Origin of the sequence: Halobacterium sp. MBLA0001, assembly GCF_049705385.1 — an archaeon.
Lineage (GTDB): Archaea > Halobacteriota > Halobacteria > Halobacteriales > Halobacteriaceae > Halobacterium > Halobacterium salinarum.
Genome location: NZ_JBNAMQ010000007.1, coordinates 1,581,023 through 1,597,212 on the forward strand (window position 1 = coordinate 1,581,023; position 16,190 = coordinate 1,597,212).

Consider the following 16,190-nt stretch of genomic DNA (forward strand, 5'->3'; position numbering starts at 1 on the left):
GGTGACCGCAAAAACGTTTTCTTCGACTGCGAAGAAACGCCGTATTGATACGTAGCCGAGGCAAACCTGACGCCGACGAACAACCCGTGAGTTACCTATGAGATACGGTCGAACGTCGATCATTCACTTTCTCTCGAAGCTCGTCATGTCGTTCTCGGGGTTCATCGCGACAGTGGTTTTGACTCGGACGCTCGGCCAAGAGCAGTACGGCACGTACGTGGTCGTACTATCGGTTCTGTCCTGGGTCGTTATCGGGGGGAAACTCGGGCTCCCACAGGCGGTTCGGAAGCGAGTCAGCGAAGCAGACGGTGGAAATTACGTCGTTTCTGGGGCGCTGGCACAAGTCGGCCTGTACGCAGTAGTGGCCACTTGCATCTGGATCACACGTCCCTACCTGAACGACTTCATGGGCCTCAGCGTGACCTGGGTGCTCGTTTTGATGCTCGCAGTTCGACTCGCTCTCGGCTTCGTACGAACTGTCCTCGAGGGGCAGCATCTTGTTCACGTCTCAAGCGTCCTTTCGCCAGTCGAGTGGACGAGCCGGAGCGCCGTACAGGTCGCGCTCGTTCTGTCTGGGTCCGGCATTGCGGGTGCCTTTGCTGGTTACATTGTGGGCGCCATCGTGGCGGTTATCATTGGTGCGTACTTCGTATCGATTCCCGAGAAACTGCCCTCTCGCCGCGAATTCTCTCGTCTCAAGTCCTATGCGCAGTTCTCCTGGCTCGGCTCCATCAAAGGACGAACGTTCCTCTCAATGGACACCATCGTTCTCGCAGTGTTCGTTTCCAACAGTTTCATTGCGGTCTACGAGGTGGCGTGGAATTTGGCATCACTGTTCGCCATATTCGGCATCTCCATCTCAAGGACGCTGTTCCCGGAGATGAGCGAGATCTCGTCCAACGAAGGGACGGAAGACGAAATCGCAGGGCTTCTCCGCGTCAGTTTGGCGTATTCCGGGCTCTTCATTATTCCGGGGCTAGTTGGCGCCGCGCTCCTCGGCGACCTCGTTCTCACCATCTACGGCCCCGGGTTCGACACTGGCTACTACGTTCTCATCGTTCTCACGTTTGCCCGCCTCTTGTATGGGTATATGGGGCAGTTCCTCTCTACCATCAACGCACTCGACTATCCGGGCCGGACGTTCAACATCAACGCTGTCTTCGTCGTGGTGAACCTCACACTGAACCTCACTCTCACGTGGCAGTTCGGCTGGTACGGGGCAGCAGCAGCGACGACAACGTCGGCGGGTATGGGCTTGATACTGGGCTACTACTACGCGAAACAGGTGATCGACGTCACCATCCCACTTATCGAAGTCGGAAAGCAGTGTCTGTCGGCGGTTATTATGGCTGCCATCGTGAGTGTCGGCCGACTCAATACCGCCGAATCACTGCCAGTTGCGGTCGTACTCGTCGGAATCGGCGCTTGTGCTTACTTCGCGTCCTTACTCGCTCTCTCTCAAGAGTTCCGCACGACTGTTGAGGATAACCTCCCCTTCCAGTTCCCCACGATCGGACCACGGTAGACCGGTCACTTCATCACTCTCGATCCTGCTACGAAAGGGTATATGAGGACGAACGTTCGGGAGTGGCTCGCGGAGATGCGACGACGGTTCCGTGAGAACCCCGTCCGCGCCCCACTCTACGTCGTGTACACGTGGTACCTAGTGATATGGTACGCAGTGACTTCACGGATGTCACTCGGAACCAACGTTTACGAGCGAGACTGGGACGTGCTCCTGATTCTCGACGCTTGCCGTATCGACACGCTCCGAGAGGTCGCCGACGAGTACGAATTCATTGAGGACGTGGAGACAATGTGGTCGGTTGGGAGTCAGTCAGACGAATGGATGGCGAACACGTTCACAGAGGAGTATCGGTCAGAGATCGAGAAAACACACTACGTGACTGGGAACGGCCACGTCAGCCAACTATTTGAGCGCCATAGCCTTCCGCCGAAGAACAACACGACTCCGCTCGACGTCTCCCGATGGAACCTCGAAGATCTCTCGACCTTCGACGCCGTCGACATGGTGTGGCAGGACCATCACGACGAGACGTACGGGGTAGCGCTCCCGCGAAGCATGACCGATCACGCCATTCAGGCGTCTCGGGATAACAACCCGGACCGACTGATGGTCCACTACATGCAGCCCCACCGACCGTACATCGGGCACGCGATACGCGAGGGCAGGCCTCCGACCGAACTAGAGCAAGAGGGGTACGAACAACTCGAAACTGGTGAAGCCGACAGAGACGTAGTCTACGACATGTACCGGGATACACTCAGGTTCGTCCTCGACGATATCGAGGAGCTGCTGGAGAACCTCGACGCCGAAACCGTCGCGATCACTGCAGACCACGGTGAATCATTTGGTGCGTGTGGGGCCTATGGTCACCCGGAAGGGTTCCCCTATCCGATCGTAAAGAAGGTCCCTTGGGTGGAGACGACAGCGACTGACGAACACTCTAGAGAACCCGACGTGGAGTCGTCTCAGACTGATCAAATCGATGTCGAGGAGCATCTTGAGGATCTCGGCTATCGTTGATTCGACCGATCTTATTGGCGGCCTCACGTACGAACGTATTTAAACATTCGTCTGTAACCGCGATTCATGCAAGCAGTCGTGCTCGCTGCGGGTGAAGGAACCCGACTCCGTCCGCTGACAGAAGACAAACCAAAGGGGATGGTAGAGATAGCCGGGAAACCGATCCTCACGCACTGTTTCGAACGGCTCGTTGCGTTGGGTGCTGAGAAGATCGTCGCCATCGTTGGCTATCGGAAGCAGAACATCATCAGCCATTACGGCGACGAGTTCGAGGGGGTTCCGATCACCTACGCGCACCAGCGCGAGCAGAACGGACTAGCGCACGCCCTGCTCAAAGCCGAAGAACACGTCAACGAGGACTTCATGCTGATGCTCGGGGACAACATCTTCAGGGCGAACCTGGAGGACGTTGTGAGCCGCCAACAAGAGGAGCGGGCGGACGCAGCGTTCCTTGTCGAGGAAGTCGACTGGGACGAGGCCAGCCGATACGGCGTGTGTGACACCAACGATTACGGTGAAATCCAGGAAGTCGTCGAAAAGCCAGACGACCCGCCGTCAAACCTCGTGATGACGGGGTTCTACACGTTCTCTCCGGCGATCTTTCAGGCGTGTAAGCTCGTGCAGCCGTCGGATCGAGCGGAGTACGAGCTCTCAGACGCGATCGATCTGCTGATCAAAAGCGGGCGGACCATCGACGCGATCCCGATGGAAGGCTGGCGGATCGACGTCGGATATCCGGAAGACAGGGACGAAGCAGAAAGTCGGCTGCAGGAGGCCGAGGCGTGACAGCAGTCGTCCTCACGGTCGGTGAAGAGACGCGACTCGAATAGGGAAAACCCGGGCGAAGCCGTTAGTCCCAGTGGCTGGCCGGCCACTCGTGGAGCACGTCACGGCGGCGGGCCGCGGTGTGGTGAATAGGGTCGAACCCGTCGCCGGCTCCGGCAGAGGACGTATAGTCATGCACCGATCAGGGATCTTCGGTGGCGAACTCAATCACGATATGCTTGCATTGATAACTCAAAACGCCCGTGATTTCCGCGCTCACGGATGTCGAACCCACACAGGAGGTGCTGCAAACGTGAGCAAAGTCGGGTCGGGCACCCGTAGTCGGCGTTTCCGCGCTCAGTGACGCCAATCGAGCTCTTGAACTCGGCTCCGAAGCCCCACAATTGGAGGCGAGAAATCGGCTAGACGAAGGTGTATCTTCTGTCGTTCCCGTGTAACGTGTTGATGCGCTCGGGCAGAACATTAACAAGCCGCGTAATACGACAAATGAAATCACAGTAGGTTAAGCGCAAGATCGGTTATAACCCCGAAATAATATTGCGGGGTGTACTCTATCTTAGTAAGATGGAGGCTGATATTCTGGGATTGGTTCCCGCAAGAGGAGGGTCAAGTCGAGTAGAGCGAAAGAATATCCGCGACGTAGGAGGGAAACCACTCATTGCCCACACTATTGAACAAGCCCAGAAGTCCGAGACCATATCACGGACTGTCGTGTCTACTGATAACGAAGAGATAGCAAGGGTAGCTCGAGAGTATGGTGGTGACACTCCGTTCATCCGCCCCACAGAGTTTGCAACAGATACCGCATCAAGCGCGTCAGTAGTCACACATGCACTCGACCAACTCGAAGGCCATGGCGAAGAGTTCGACTCGATTTGTCTACTGCAGCCAACATCGCCACTGAGGTCAGCAACTGACATTGATCAATCAATGCGTAAATTCCACCAGTCGGATGCGCATACCCTACTAAGTGTTAGTGAGTTTACAGAACCGCCCCAGTATGCCGTTCAAAGAAACGGAGCAGGATATCTTGAGGAGCGATATGATCCAACGCTGCTGTTCTCCGACTCGTACGTACGTGAGCAAGATATCAACGATCTACTATATCCGAACGGCGCAATATTTGTGTCCTCAGTGGACTCCTGGCGGGAGAATAAGACGTTCTACAGCAGCAAAACAGAGGCATTCAAAATGCCACCGAGACGGTCGCTGCAAATCGACGAAGAGTGGGAACTAGAGCTGGTGGACGCGTTCGTCACGCATTGAAATCGCCTGCAGTTTGGAGGGTATCACCATGACCAACAATAAGTATATGAGTACAAGCGCAAATCAGCAACACATGGTGAAAAAGCTAGTCACCTTTCTGACTACAAGGGCGCAGTACGCCCGAATCAAAACCGTACTATTGGGACTTCAAAGGTCGCCTGAGTTCAGTTTGGAAGTTGTGTTATCTGGCGGAGCAACCGTACACGACTACGGAGATCTTAGACCGGTTCTTGAGGGCGACGGGGTAGATATCGACCACGAATTGACCAATCTGCTTGACGGTGGCTCTCCCGTTGCTCAAGCGAAAACAACAGGTCTTGAATTAATAGAATATTCGAGCGTTATCAACAGATCTGATGCTGACGCGTTGATACTGACTGGGGACCGATTCGAGACGATGGCAGCGACCTTAGCAGCGTCTTACCAAAACGTTCCTGTCTGTCACTTTGAGGGCGGCGAGATTACTGGTTCAGTCGACGACAAAGTCCGGCATGCAACGACAAAAATGTCGGATTACCACTTCGTATCGACCGAACGGAGCGAGAAAATCGTACGAAGTCTCGGTGAACACCCAGATACGATTTATCGAACCGGGTGCCCCTCAATTGACATTGCTGCAGAGATCGAACAAAATCGTGCGGACAACTACGATCCCCAAGAAGAATATGGAGGAGTCGGCGATCGAGTTAACGTAGATGAGCCATATATCGTTGTACAGTACCATCCGATACCAACCAAGTACCAGAGTAATTACGAAAAAACGAGATCACTGGTTAACGCGGTGGATAAATCCGATGTAAATGTATTTTGGTTCTGGCCAAATATGGACGCCGGGACAGATCAGGTTTCTAAGGCCATACGAGAGTACCGAGAGGCGGAGTCTCCAGATGGTGTACGGTTCTTCATCAACCTCGAACCCGAAGACTACCTAACACTTGTCAGTAACGCGGCTTGTGTCGTCGGAAATTCAAGTGTCGGAATAAGAGAATGTTCGTACTTCGGAACCCCTGTTGTAAACGTGGGAAGTCGCCAATCGAATAGAGAACGCGGGCCGAACGTTGTGGACGTTGAGTGTGAAATGTTGGCAATCAAAGAAGCGCTCAGATCCCAGATTGAACACGGTGAGTACGACTCCAGCTTCATTTACGGATCCGGAGAAGCGTCCAGCAAGATAATTGATGTTCTATCTTCGATCACATTTGAACGAAAAGATCCGATGAGTCCCGAGCAGATCGGGATACAACCGGAAGTAAAAGATAGCTCGGCGAGGTAGCCCATGCTAGGCATGAACGGAATCCAAATCGGTACCGACGAAGCACCGTTCGTAATAGCTGAGGTCGGAATCAACGCAGGCGATGATCTCGAACTGGCGAAGCGTTTTATCGAGGTGGCTGCAAACGCCGGCGCGGACGCGGTGAAATTCCAAACACATCTCCCCGGGGAAGAGATGGTTGCAGAGGAGATGGAGAAAATCGGTGCTGGTGAAGTCTACGAGGACGTCTCGGGTAGTTCGTTTTCGAGGGGTGAGCACCGAGCGTTACAGTCCCACTGTAAGCGCACTGGAGTCGAGTATTTGTCAACCCCATTTTCCGTGGAAGCAGTTGACTGGCTGGAAGAGCTTGACGTCTCCGCGATCAAGATCGGGTCTGGAGAGCTGACGAATTACCATCTGCTCGGTCGAGCAGCAGAGGTAGGCGTGCCACTGTTGGTCTCTACGGGAATGAGCGACTACGAGACCATCAGTGATACCGTGGATTTCCTTCGAGAGCGAGGTGCTGAGTTCTCGTTGCTCTACTGTGTCTCGGAGTACCCTACCGACCCGGAAGACTTCCAGATAGACACTATTCGGGAGATGAAGTCGAGATACAACGTACCGGTTGGTTTCTCCGACCATTCAAAAGGTGTGGAAGCTTCCGTGATTGCGATGGCGAGGGGTGCAGATTTCGTCGAGAAGCACTTCACTATTGATCGGCGGCTCCCAGGTCCAGACCAAGAAGTTTCTATCGACCCCGAGCAACTAGAGACCCTAGGGAACTACGCCGAGCTCATTGACAGCACACGAGGCCACGAGAAGTTCATCACTGAGGAGGAAACGGATGTCAAGGCATGGGCCCGGCATAGTGTGGTGCTAAAGCACGATGTCGAGAATGGGCAGAAGCTTACGGAAAATGACCTGACTACGAAACGTCCGGGTACTGGTGTAAGCGCAGACCGATTTTACGAGGTCGTTGGACGAGTTGTAAATGCGAACCTCCCTTCCGGAGCTGTCCTCAGGGAGGACGATCTGGCAGACGAGTGAACACTCAGAAAATGAAAGAGAGGTTACGTCACAGACAGACAACGCGTCCCAAACACCTAGTTAAATGATATAATGCGTACGGTTCCAGAGGTCCACGAAACATTCAACGACATCGAGTCAAAGTTCGGATTATTTGATCGAACAGTCGCGGGTGTCCAATACTGGGAGCGTGTCCGAAACGACATTTACGACAACGTTTGTCTTTCACTGGGCATTTTTGAGGAGGCCGGCCCAGAGCTGGGAAGCTCTTGGAAAGATCGATTTCGGGGCCTTTACCTGCTTTTCCGTAATGTACTCGTGAAGAACCCATACGTTACTGGCGACCACGACTTTCTCTTTTATGCACATCCCCGGAGAAAGCAGCGAGATGACGGCACATGGTTTGATTTGTATACAGATCCAGTGTTGGAAGGCAGCAATCTTGATGCAGTCTCAGTGGAGTATGACCACAAGTTGAACCATTATACTCCGCCGTCTACCTCTCTTCTTCGGTACACTGACTTCATTGAGTACCTGGGTACTCTGTATAAGATGGTATCCCGCTACTCCATCCCGGAGACAGAAGTGGATTATTTGAAAAACGCTGAGCAAGAGTTCAAAGAGCAGTTCGGTGTTGCAGTTGATCTCGTTGGGACAGTTCGGGATGAGCTTGCTGAGCGACAAGCGCTCCTGCCGCTCTACGACGCCCTTTTGCGGCGAGTAGACCCAGAGGTGGCTGTTCTGGTAGTCAGCTATGGAAAAGAATCGTTTATTGAAGCGTGTCAGAGGCGAGGCGTTCCTGTTGTAGAGCTACAGCACGGCTCAATCTCTAAGTATCACTTTGGATATTCGTTGCCGAACAACAGACAAAAAGTGGCGTTCCCGGACTATTTTTTTACTTTTGGCCCGTTCTGGCGTAATCGGTTTGATCTACCATTGGACTCTGAAAACGTCTACGACGTTGGGTATCCATATTTGGAGAGAGAAGCGGATAAAGTCCAGGACCAAGAAGATATTATATCAGACATTGGTCCGCAGATACTGTTTATTTCACAAGAAACTATTGGCGCAAAATTATCAAAATTTGCAGCAGAGACATCCGAGCTAGTAGGAGACGAGTATTCGATTATTTATAAACTACACCCGGATGAGTACTCCACCTGGGAAACGAAGTATCCGTGGCTGATCAACTCGCCAATCGAAGTCCGTGGGCCTGAATCCGACTCCCTTTATGAGCTATTCGCGAAAGCAGACATCCAAGTGGGAGTTTACTCAACGGCAGTTTACGAGGGACTCTACTTTGAACTTGACACGTACGTAGTCAATACTGGAGGCGTCCATAATATTGAAGATTTGATTAATGAGGGAGTTGTTACTTCTGTTTCTTCTCCAGAATCATTCTATGTCGAATTAAAAGAAGGAGCAACTGCAGAGTATGATCCAAGCCGATTCTTCAAGAGTAACTCAGCTAACAACGTCAAGCAAAAACTACGCTCCATTCTAAATCAAGAGCGAGATAGTGAGTGATCAGTCGCAAATACATGACCGACCACGACGATCTTCACCAACAGATTGGGGCTATTTGTAACCCAGGGCAGAGAGCCTATCCCTCGCGTTAGCACTATGACTACGCTCAGCAAAGTCTTCTTTCGGAGTGTAATCACTATTCCCTTTTCCATCAATCCTAACCCACGGAACGTTGCGGACTTCGCCGGTAGGGATCCCGCGAGGGTGGCCATACACTCCAGATTCACCTAATCCGTTCCCGTGATCTGATGTTAGGACAATGTCTGCGTCACAGGAGCGCTTCAGTAAATCAACCTCCTCAAGCAGTACCTCTAAGTTGTGTCTGTATGCGGTCCAGATTTCTTTCCGACTAGCGTCCCCGTATCTGATCTGATCCCATACGTCCTTGGACTGGTCCGGAGTACCGCCATCTCCGAAACCCTGATCGTAACCATCGTAGAGCTCAGCATGATCAAAGAACGGTGCATGAGGCTGCATGTAGTGGACTACAATTTGGTCTATGTGATACTCAGTACATCACAAAGCCGCTTAGTTAGAACGTCTGCTTGCTGAAGGTGTGTCTACGACCCAGCAAGCAGACAGTGAGATTCACGAGGACCAGCTCCTTAACTTCCTCGTCAACTGCCTTGACGAGGAAGTTTCTCTCAACCTCGCCAACAACGCTGAAATCGGTGCAGAGGACATCTACGAGGTCCTCGTCGGCGCGACCGCCGACGGGACCTCGATCTCGACGCTGTGCAACTCCAGTGAAGACTCGCCATCGGCGAACACAGTTCTCTATCATCTACGGACGAAGTTCGAGCCCGAACGGCTCGAACGAGTCGCTAACACGCTTCTTCGCCGAGACATCGTCGAACTGCTTCCCGAGCAGGTGGAGGTCTGCGCAGACCTCCACCTGCGGCCCTACTACGGTGATGAAGACGACACGGAGAACCTCTATCACTCGGAAGCCAAGCGTGGAACCACCGCATTCCACGCCTACGCCACACTCTACGCGCGTGTGAAGAACAAACGCTACACGCTGGCGGTGCGCCGTCTCGAAGACGGCGACACCGCCAGCAGCGTCCTCGCTGAGTTCCTTGGTGTACTCGACGGCCTTAACACCGAGGTCAAGGCCGTCTACCTTGATCGCGGATTCTACGACAGCAAGTGTCTCACGCTGCTTCAGGCGCACAACTACGCCTACGTGGTCCCAATCATTCAGTGGGGTGAGGCGATTCAGCAGGAACTCTCGGAAGGATGGAGTCGCATTATTCAACACAACCTGACAGGGAAACTCGACGGTCACAGCTGGACCGTCGAGTTTCCCGTCTACATCGACTGTACGTACCTGAACGGACGATATGACGAGAACGGTGTAGCGCGTCACGGCTACGCCGCTGACGCGCCGTTCATCGAGACGCCACGCGAAGCGCGATACCACTACAGCAAACGCTTCGGTATCGAATCGAGCTATCGCTTGTCCGAGCAAGCGATAGCGACGACAACGACACGAGACGCGACGGTGAGACTGCTGTACGTCGTAGTGAGTCTGCTGCTACAGAATGTTTGGCGGTATCTCCACTACGAATACGTGGCGACGCCGCGCCGAGGCGGGCGTCGCCTCTGGTGGTGGCCGTACAAGGAGTTCGTGAATATGGTTCGACGGGCTGCGTGGACGGCCCTTGCGGTGCGTCGGGCCGTCCCCGCGAACCGACCACCTGACGACCGATTCCACCGCTAACCACTGACCGGGACAGCCCCCGCACTGAGTGGCGACGCTGTCGCGTCGGCGGCTAAGCGCCGCCGACAGCGACAGCTTCCCGTCGATCTGTGAGGAGATCGCGGTCGGTCACTGCACTCCGCAACAGAAATCAGACCTCAGACTGACTCAACTGAGGACGCTTTGTGAGGTACTGATACTCGTCTTTGTTTTGCCAAACTCCTATCACCCTGTCAGTCAACGGGCGAGGAGGCATCGTGGATATCTTCGCCTCCTGCCAATGACTTCTCCATAACTCGTCTAAGAGTCCGAATTTAGAATCGCGGTATCGTTTGGAGTATGGGTTCCCAGTTATGTACGCGGTGCGTCGCATCTCGTCGGAGTACTCAGGAGTAAACGTGTTAGCCATCCATTCTGGGGACTTGGATCCGACACTCCGAATGTGCGGGACACCGTCGAACTTTTCAGTCGATTGCAGCAGATCAACTCTACATGCATCCGCGACTACCAGGATGTCCCAGTCTCTTTCCCAAACGGCTGTTCCAGAGGGGAAGACGGGGTTTAGTCGTCTTAATACCCCATACCATAACTCTCGAGTAGCGTCCCGGGTCGCCTCTCTTGTATCTCTGTGCCTCATGTCTCGATAGGTGTTCCGTATCCAGTTCGCAAGTCCCATTAGGACGTAACAGTGCATGGTAAAATATAACATCTCGTACTTGCTTCCTGATCTTTTGTAAGCGATGTATCCTCAGATAGTTGTAGAGAAATGTTTATCAACTCTAATCTAGTTAATCTAACTAGCGACGTCACGGGCGTGAAACATGGACGACGATAAGTGCCTCAGTGGTGTCTAAAATGATGGCATAACCATGGAAGATCACGCTCAGAGTCTAGATGTTTCTATCGTCATCCCAGTATACAACGATCCAGACGGGATTAAGCAAACTCTCCAATCGATCACCAAACACAACACGCCAACTCTCACAGAAGTAAGAGTTGTCGACAACGCCTCAACGGACAACACTAAAGAGGTGGTACGGAATCACAAGCCTGCCAATAGTGTTGTACTATCGAGAGAAGTCGAGATTCAAAGCTCATATGCTGCACGTAATAAGGGAATAAAAGAAACCAATGAAGACCACACTGTGGTCGCGTTTCTTGATTCCGACGAGACAGTTGGTGACGACTGGTTGGAGAAAGCACTAGTTGAGATGCAGACGAGAGACATAGACTATCTTGGTTGTAACGTCGAAATCACTCTTCCTGAAGACACCCTCGTCGGCAGGTACAATGCCCGTGCTGGCTTCCCGGTCGAGCAGTATCTCGAAGATCAGAACTATGCGCCGACGTGTGCACTGCTTGTCCGTCGTAAGGTGTTCGAGGACGTCGGTCCCTTCGACGCCCGACTCATCTCCGGTGGCGATCGGGAGTTCGGCGATCGCGTCCACGACGCCGGCTACGAACAGGGCTACGCCGAGAACGCGACCGTCTACCATCCGGCCAGAACGTCCCTCGAATCTCTCGCGAAGAAGAACTTCCGCGTGGGGCGTGGATTCTGTCAAAAACAACGGTACTACCCGGAGCGCTACGGCAAACCAGGCATCCCCCCAACACCGAGCGGTCCGAGTGGCGGCGACGACGGGGACGAACCGGATGCCAGCCTGACTCGGCTTGCGTTCGCGCTCCTCTCGATCGCGATGCTCGCCTGTCGCGGCGTGGGATACTACTACGAGTTCGTCGTCGGCGAGGAAAACGACGACATCCCCGCGCCTACGAGTTAGCGTGCGCCACGAGGTTCGGCGTCGCGATCGCGTACACGTATCCGAGGCCGACCGCTGCGGTGAACACGAAAATCGCCACGAGCTGTTGGAGGCGCTGCACCGACGGTGACTGGACCAGGTTTCGGGCGCGCGTCGGGACGAAACGCGTCAGCAGCTGGGTCAGATAGCTGCTCTTGTTGTCCTCAGCGTCGGGGTACAGCAGGTCCATGACGCGCTTGGAGTACCCCTGCCAGAACGACCGGAAAACGAGCCATCCGAACTCGCCGCGGTAGTCGAACAGCTTGTGGTGGACCCGTGCGTCCCGCGTGAACACCATTCCGCGGCCGTACTCCTCGCGCAGCCGAATGCCGACGGGGGCCTCGTGGGCCTGGAGGTGTTTGTCGCCTTTCCGGCCCGTGTTGGGGTCGTAGCCGCCGACGTCGAGGAACTGGTCGCGCCGGTAGGAGATGTTCGACCCGTACGTGTTCCGGACTTCCTCGCCGTCGTCGGCGAACCCGGGTTCGACGCAGCCGACCAGCCAGTAGAACTCGGCGGGGAAGAAGTCGGGTTTCTGGGTCTGCCAGTCAGGGACAACGTCGCCGCCGACGGCGATGGCGTCGGTCTCCGCGTAGACACCGAGGAGCTGTTCGATCCAGTCGTCTTCGGCGGTCGCGTCGTCGTCGATGAACGCGACGATGTCGCCGCTCGCGATTTTGGCACCCTTCGTGCGGCTGTACGAGATGCCCTGATTTTCGTCGTTACAGTGGAGGACGACGTGCTCCTCGTCACCGAAGTCCGCGCGGACACGCTCGAAGACGTCGTCGTTGCCGTCGACGACGAGAACGACTTCGAGGTCGTCGTGGGTCTGGGCGAGCACGCTCTCGACGGCGTCGGCGAACGGACCGTAGCGGTCCATCGAGTACGTGCAGACGACGACTGAAACCTTCATCATCGGGAATGTGACCGGTGCTTGAATAAGGATTGTGCTTTGGGGCATCCGGTCCGACCGGCCGCGAGTTCACAAGGCTTATTCGCGTTCTTTTTGTCCGTTTCCACAATGAGCGAGACGACTGACGCGTCAGGGCTGTCCGCGGGGTTGCCGTCCCGGGCCCTCGGCGCGCTCAAAGACTGGTACCACGTACCCGTGCTGGGTGCGGTGCTCGCGTTCATGTTCTGGGTGCGCGTGCAGTCGTGGGACAACTTCCTACAGAACGGGGAAGTGTATCTCTCCGGAAACGACGCCTACTATCATCTGCGGCAGGTGACGTACACTGTCCATCATTTCCCGGAGACGATGCCGTTCGACCCGTGGACGAACTTCCCGCACGGCACGCTTGCCGGACAGTTCGGGACGCTGTTCGACCAGATCCTCGCGGCCGTCGCGCTGGTGGTCGGGATGGGGTCGCCGTCGGAGCACACCATCGCGATGACGCTGCTGCTCGCGCCGCCGGTGTTTGGGGCACTGCTGGTGGTGCCGACGTACGTGATGGGGCGGCGGATTGCCGGCCGGCTCGGCGGCCTCTTTGGAGCGGTCATTCTGGGTCTGCTGCCGGGGTATTTCCTGCAGCGGACGCTCGCCGGGGCCGCCGACCACAACGGCGCGGAGCCGCTGTTCATGACCCTCGCGGTGGTTGGGCTGATGGTCGCGCTGTCGGTCGCCGAGCGCGAGAAACCGGTGTTCGAGCAGTTCCGCGCGTGGGACGCCACGGGCCTCCGTGACGTGGTTGGGTGGAGCGTGCTGGCCGGTGTGGCGACCGCGGTGTACATGTGGGTGTGGCCGCCGGGCGTGCTGTTGGTCGGGATCTTCGGCGCGTTCTTCCTGGTGAAGCTCGTCGGCGATTACGTCACTGGAACGAGCCCCGATCACGTCGCAGTGGTTGGCGCAGTGAGCATGACGACAACGGCACTGTTGATGTTCGCACCGCTGGGCGAGAGCGGGTTCGGCGTGTCGGGGTTCTCGTTCCTCCAGCCGGTGTTCGCGCTGGGCGTCGCGGTCGGCTGTGTGGTGCTTGCGTGGCTCGCACGGGTGTTCGATGAGCGCTCGCTCAGCCCGGCAGCGTACGTCGCCACGGTCGCGGGCACGCTCGTGGTCGTCGTCGGTGCGCTCGCCCTGGTTGCGCCGGGGTTCTGGTCGTCGTTGCAGTCGAATCTCCTGAACTACATCGGGCTGAGTTCGACCGCGGACACGCGCACGATCGGGGAGGCGCAGCCGTTCCTGTTCCGCACCGGGCGGTACGGCCTGGGGATGTTCGGCGTGGTGTTCCTCGAATACGGGACTGCGTTCTTCTCGGCGCTCGTGGGTGCCGGCGCGATCCTGTTGAAGCCCCACCTGACCAGCGGGTCGGTGCGGCGGATCGTCGGGGTGGCGGGGGCGACCGCCGTGCTGGCGATCGTTGCCGTGTCGCCGGCGGTGCCGGCGGCGATCGGCGGTGTGGTCGGCCTTGGCGGGCAGCTCACCGCGCTCCTCATCGCCGCGGTCGTGCTGGCGGCGATCGCGGCGACCGGGCAGTACGACGCCGACAAGCTACTGTTGGTGGTGTGGGGGGCGTTCGTCACGTCGGCGGCGTTCACACAGGTGCGGTTCAACTACTACCTGGTGGTGCCGGTCGTCGTGTTGAACGCGTACGTCCTGCGGGCGGTGCTTGCGGCGGTCGACCTCGACCGTCCGGTGGCGGCGATCGAGGGCGTCTCCTGGTACCAGGTCGGGACGGTTGTCATCGTCGCGTTGATCGTGTTGGTGCCGGTGGCGGCACCCGCTGTGGCCGAAGCCACGAACAACGACTCCGCGTCGGGGCCGGTGTCACCGATCAAGCTCTCGAACAACCAGAACCAGCCGGTGCCCTTGCAGTCAGCGATCACCGCAGGACAGGGCCAAGGTCCGGGTGGTGTGGTGGCGTGGGACGACGCGATGGACTGGTATCAGTCCCATACGCCAAAGCAGGGGACGTACGGCGGGGCCGACAACGCCGACGCCCTTGATTACAACGGGACGTACAGTCAGACCGAGGACTTCGATTATCCGGCGGGGTCGTTCGGCGTGTTGTCGTGGTGGGACTACGGCCACTGGATGACCGTCCAGGGGCACGCCATCCCGCACGCGAACCCGTTCCAGCAGGGGGCAACATCGGCGGCGAACTTCCTGTTGGCTGACGACGAGCAACAGTCCGAGTCCGTGCTCGCGGACATCGAGGAGGACGACGCCAAGAACCGCTACGTCGCGGTCGACTGGAAGATGGTGATGCCGCCGCTGCCGTACCTCAGTTCGGGGCAGTCGAAGTTCAGCGCGCCGGTCGTCTTCTACGATGGGCCCCGAGACCTCTCACAGGGTGACTTCTACCAGCAGGCGTACAACGCCGACTGGGAGGAGAACCGGATCTCGAACGCGCGGTTCTTCCGGCAGTCGCCGCTGCTCAAAAAGCAGGCGTACTACGAGTCGATGATGGTGCGGCTGTACCGCTACCACGGGTCGGCAAAGCAGGCCGAGCCGGTCGTGGCTGACTGGCGCCGCAGCGTCAACACCGGACAGGGGACGGCGGCGGCCTTCGACGCGGCGACGAACAACACCAAGCAGTTCGATTCGATGGCCGACGCGAAGGCGTACGTCCGCAACGATTCGACCGCGCAGATCGGCGGCACGGGCAGCCTGCCGGAGGCTGACGTGGCTGCGCTGGAGCATTACCGGCTGGTCGGTGTGAGCGCGAACCACACCGCGCCCGCGAACCTGTGGTATCTCGGCGGCGAGCTGAGCACCGAGTATTATCCGACGTCGGTGAAGCTGTTCGAGCGCGTTGACGGGGCGGCCGTCACGGGCACCGGCCCGGCGAACACCACGGTGAAGGCGTCCGTGGAGCTGAACCTCACGCAGATGGAGTCGAACGAGGGGACACATCCCTCGTTCACGTACACACAGTACGCGGACACGGACGCTGACGGCGAGTTCACGATGAGGCTGCCGTACTCCACGACGGGCTACGATGAGCTCGGGCCGGCCAACGGCCACACGAACGTGTCGGTGCGTGCGACCGGACCGTACACGTTCACCGCGGGAGACCAGGCGGGCAACGCGAGTGCAGTGGCCGCGGACACGGCCAGCGTTTCCGAGTCGCAGGTCGTCTCCGACGGGGCGACACCCGTGACGGTGTCGTTGGACCCCACTGGCGGGGCGGCCGGGAACGAGACTGCAACGAACGGATCAGTGGCGACGCCCACAGCCGACGGCGAGTCGGCTGACGGCGACGGCACGGACGCCGACACGACGAACAGCACGGCCGGCGCGCTGCCGGCGCGTGTTGGCGCTGAGTTGACCCACCGCGGACACTGATC

At 56.9% G+C, this 16,190-nt stretch carries 12 protein-coding genes; 10 read left to right on the top strand and 2 right to left on the bottom strand.

Going from position 1 to position 16,190, the window contains the following annotated elements; all coding sequences use genetic code 11:
- Nucleotides 1-97: 97 nt before the first annotated feature.
- The 7 genes from ACOZ32_RS09480 to ACOZ32_RS09510 all read left to right on the top strand — a co-directional run bounded on the left by ACOZ32_RS09480 (nt 98) and on the right by ACOZ32_RS09510 (nt 8,405).
- Nucleotides 98-1,525, top strand: a complete 1,428-nt coding sequence (locus ACOZ32_RS09480; RefSeq protein ID WP_268824184.1) for an oligosaccharide flippase family protein — start codon at nt 98-100, stop codon at nt 1,523-1,525.
- A gap of 42 nt (nt 1,526-1,567) precedes the next feature.
- Complete coding sequence (locus tag ACOZ32_RS09485; RefSeq protein WP_235158078.1) at nt 1,568-2,548, top strand: sulfatase-like hydrolase/transferase; 981 nt, start codon at nt 1,568-1,570, stop codon at nt 2,546-2,548.
- A gap of 66 nt (nt 2,549-2,614) precedes the next feature.
- Entirely contained in the window at nt 2,615-3,334 is a 720-nt protein-coding gene (gene aglF, locus ACOZ32_RS09490) for a UTP--glucose-1-phosphate uridylyltransferase AglF (protein ID WP_235158077.1), read from the top strand.
- Nucleotides 3,335-3,898: 564 nt separating this feature from the next.
- A complete protein-coding gene (locus tag ACOZ32_RS09495) occupies nt 3,899-4,600 on the top strand; it encodes a cytidylyltransferase domain-containing protein (RefSeq protein WP_235158076.1) in 702 nt (233 codons plus the stop codon).
- Between the two features lie 28 nt (nt 4,601-4,628).
- A complete protein-coding gene (neuC, locus tag ACOZ32_RS09500; protein ID WP_424335179.1) occupies nt 4,629-5,873 on the top strand; it encodes a UDP-N-acetylglucosamine 2-epimerase in 1,245 nt (414 codons plus the stop codon).
- A 12-nt stretch (nt 5,874-5,885) separates the two neighbouring features.
- Entirely contained in the window at nt 5,886-6,899 is a 1,014-nt protein-coding gene (locus ACOZ32_RS09505) for an N-acetylneuraminate synthase family protein (protein WP_285271046.1), read from the top strand.
- A 72-nt stretch (nt 6,900-6,971) separates the two neighbouring features.
- On the top strand, nt 6,972-8,405 hold the full coding sequence (locus ACOZ32_RS09510; protein WP_235158073.1) for a hypothetical protein: 1,434 nt from the start codon (nt 6,972-6,974) through the stop codon (nt 8,403-8,405).
- Between the two features lie 51 nt (nt 8,406-8,456).
- Here ACOZ32_RS09510 and ACOZ32_RS09515 read toward each other — a convergent pair whose 3' ends face one another.
- The gene (locus ACOZ32_RS09515) at nt 8,457-8,906 is read right to left on the bottom strand and encodes a sulfatase-like hydrolase/transferase (RefSeq protein WP_424335261.1); all 450 of its coding nucleotides are present in this window, start codon (nt 8,904-8,906) and stop codon (nt 8,457-8,459) included.
- Nucleotides 8,907-8,961: 55 nt separating this feature from the next.
- On the opposite strand from ACOZ32_RS09515, the gene ACOZ32_RS09520 reads away from it, so the two are divergent.
- On the top strand, nt 8,962-10,128 hold the full coding sequence (locus ACOZ32_RS09520) for an ISH3-like element ISH27-3 family transposase (RefSeq protein ID WP_424335064.1): 1,167 nt from the start codon (nt 8,962-8,964) through the stop codon (nt 10,126-10,128).
- Nucleotides 10,129-10,976: 848 nt separating this feature from the next.
- Nucleotides 10,977-11,888 carry a glycosyltransferase gene (locus ACOZ32_RS09525; protein ID WP_235158072.1) on the top strand — a complete coding sequence of 304 codons (912 nt, stop codon included), beginning with the start codon at nt 10,977-10,979 and terminating at the stop codon, nt 11,886-11,888.
- On the opposite strand, the gene aglG is transcribed toward ACOZ32_RS09525, so the two are convergent.
- The gene (gene aglG, locus ACOZ32_RS09530; protein ID WP_205252657.1) at nt 11,878-12,816 is read right to left on the bottom strand and encodes a glucosyl-dolichyl phosphate glucuronosyltransferase; all 939 of its coding nucleotides are present in this window, start codon (nt 12,814-12,816) and stop codon (nt 11,878-11,880) included. The two genes, ACOZ32_RS09525 and aglG, sit on opposite strands and share 11 nt — an antisense overlap.
- Nucleotides 12,817-12,924: 108 nt before the next feature.
- Here aglG and ACOZ32_RS09535 point away from each other — a divergent pair, with 108 nt between their 5' ends.
- Complete coding sequence (locus tag ACOZ32_RS09535) at nt 12,925-16,188, top strand: oligosaccharyl transferase, archaeosortase A system-associated (protein ID WP_424335180.1); 3,264 nt, start codon at nt 12,925-12,927, stop codon at nt 16,186-16,188.
- The last annotated feature ends 2 nt before the right edge of the window (nt 16,189-16,190 follow it).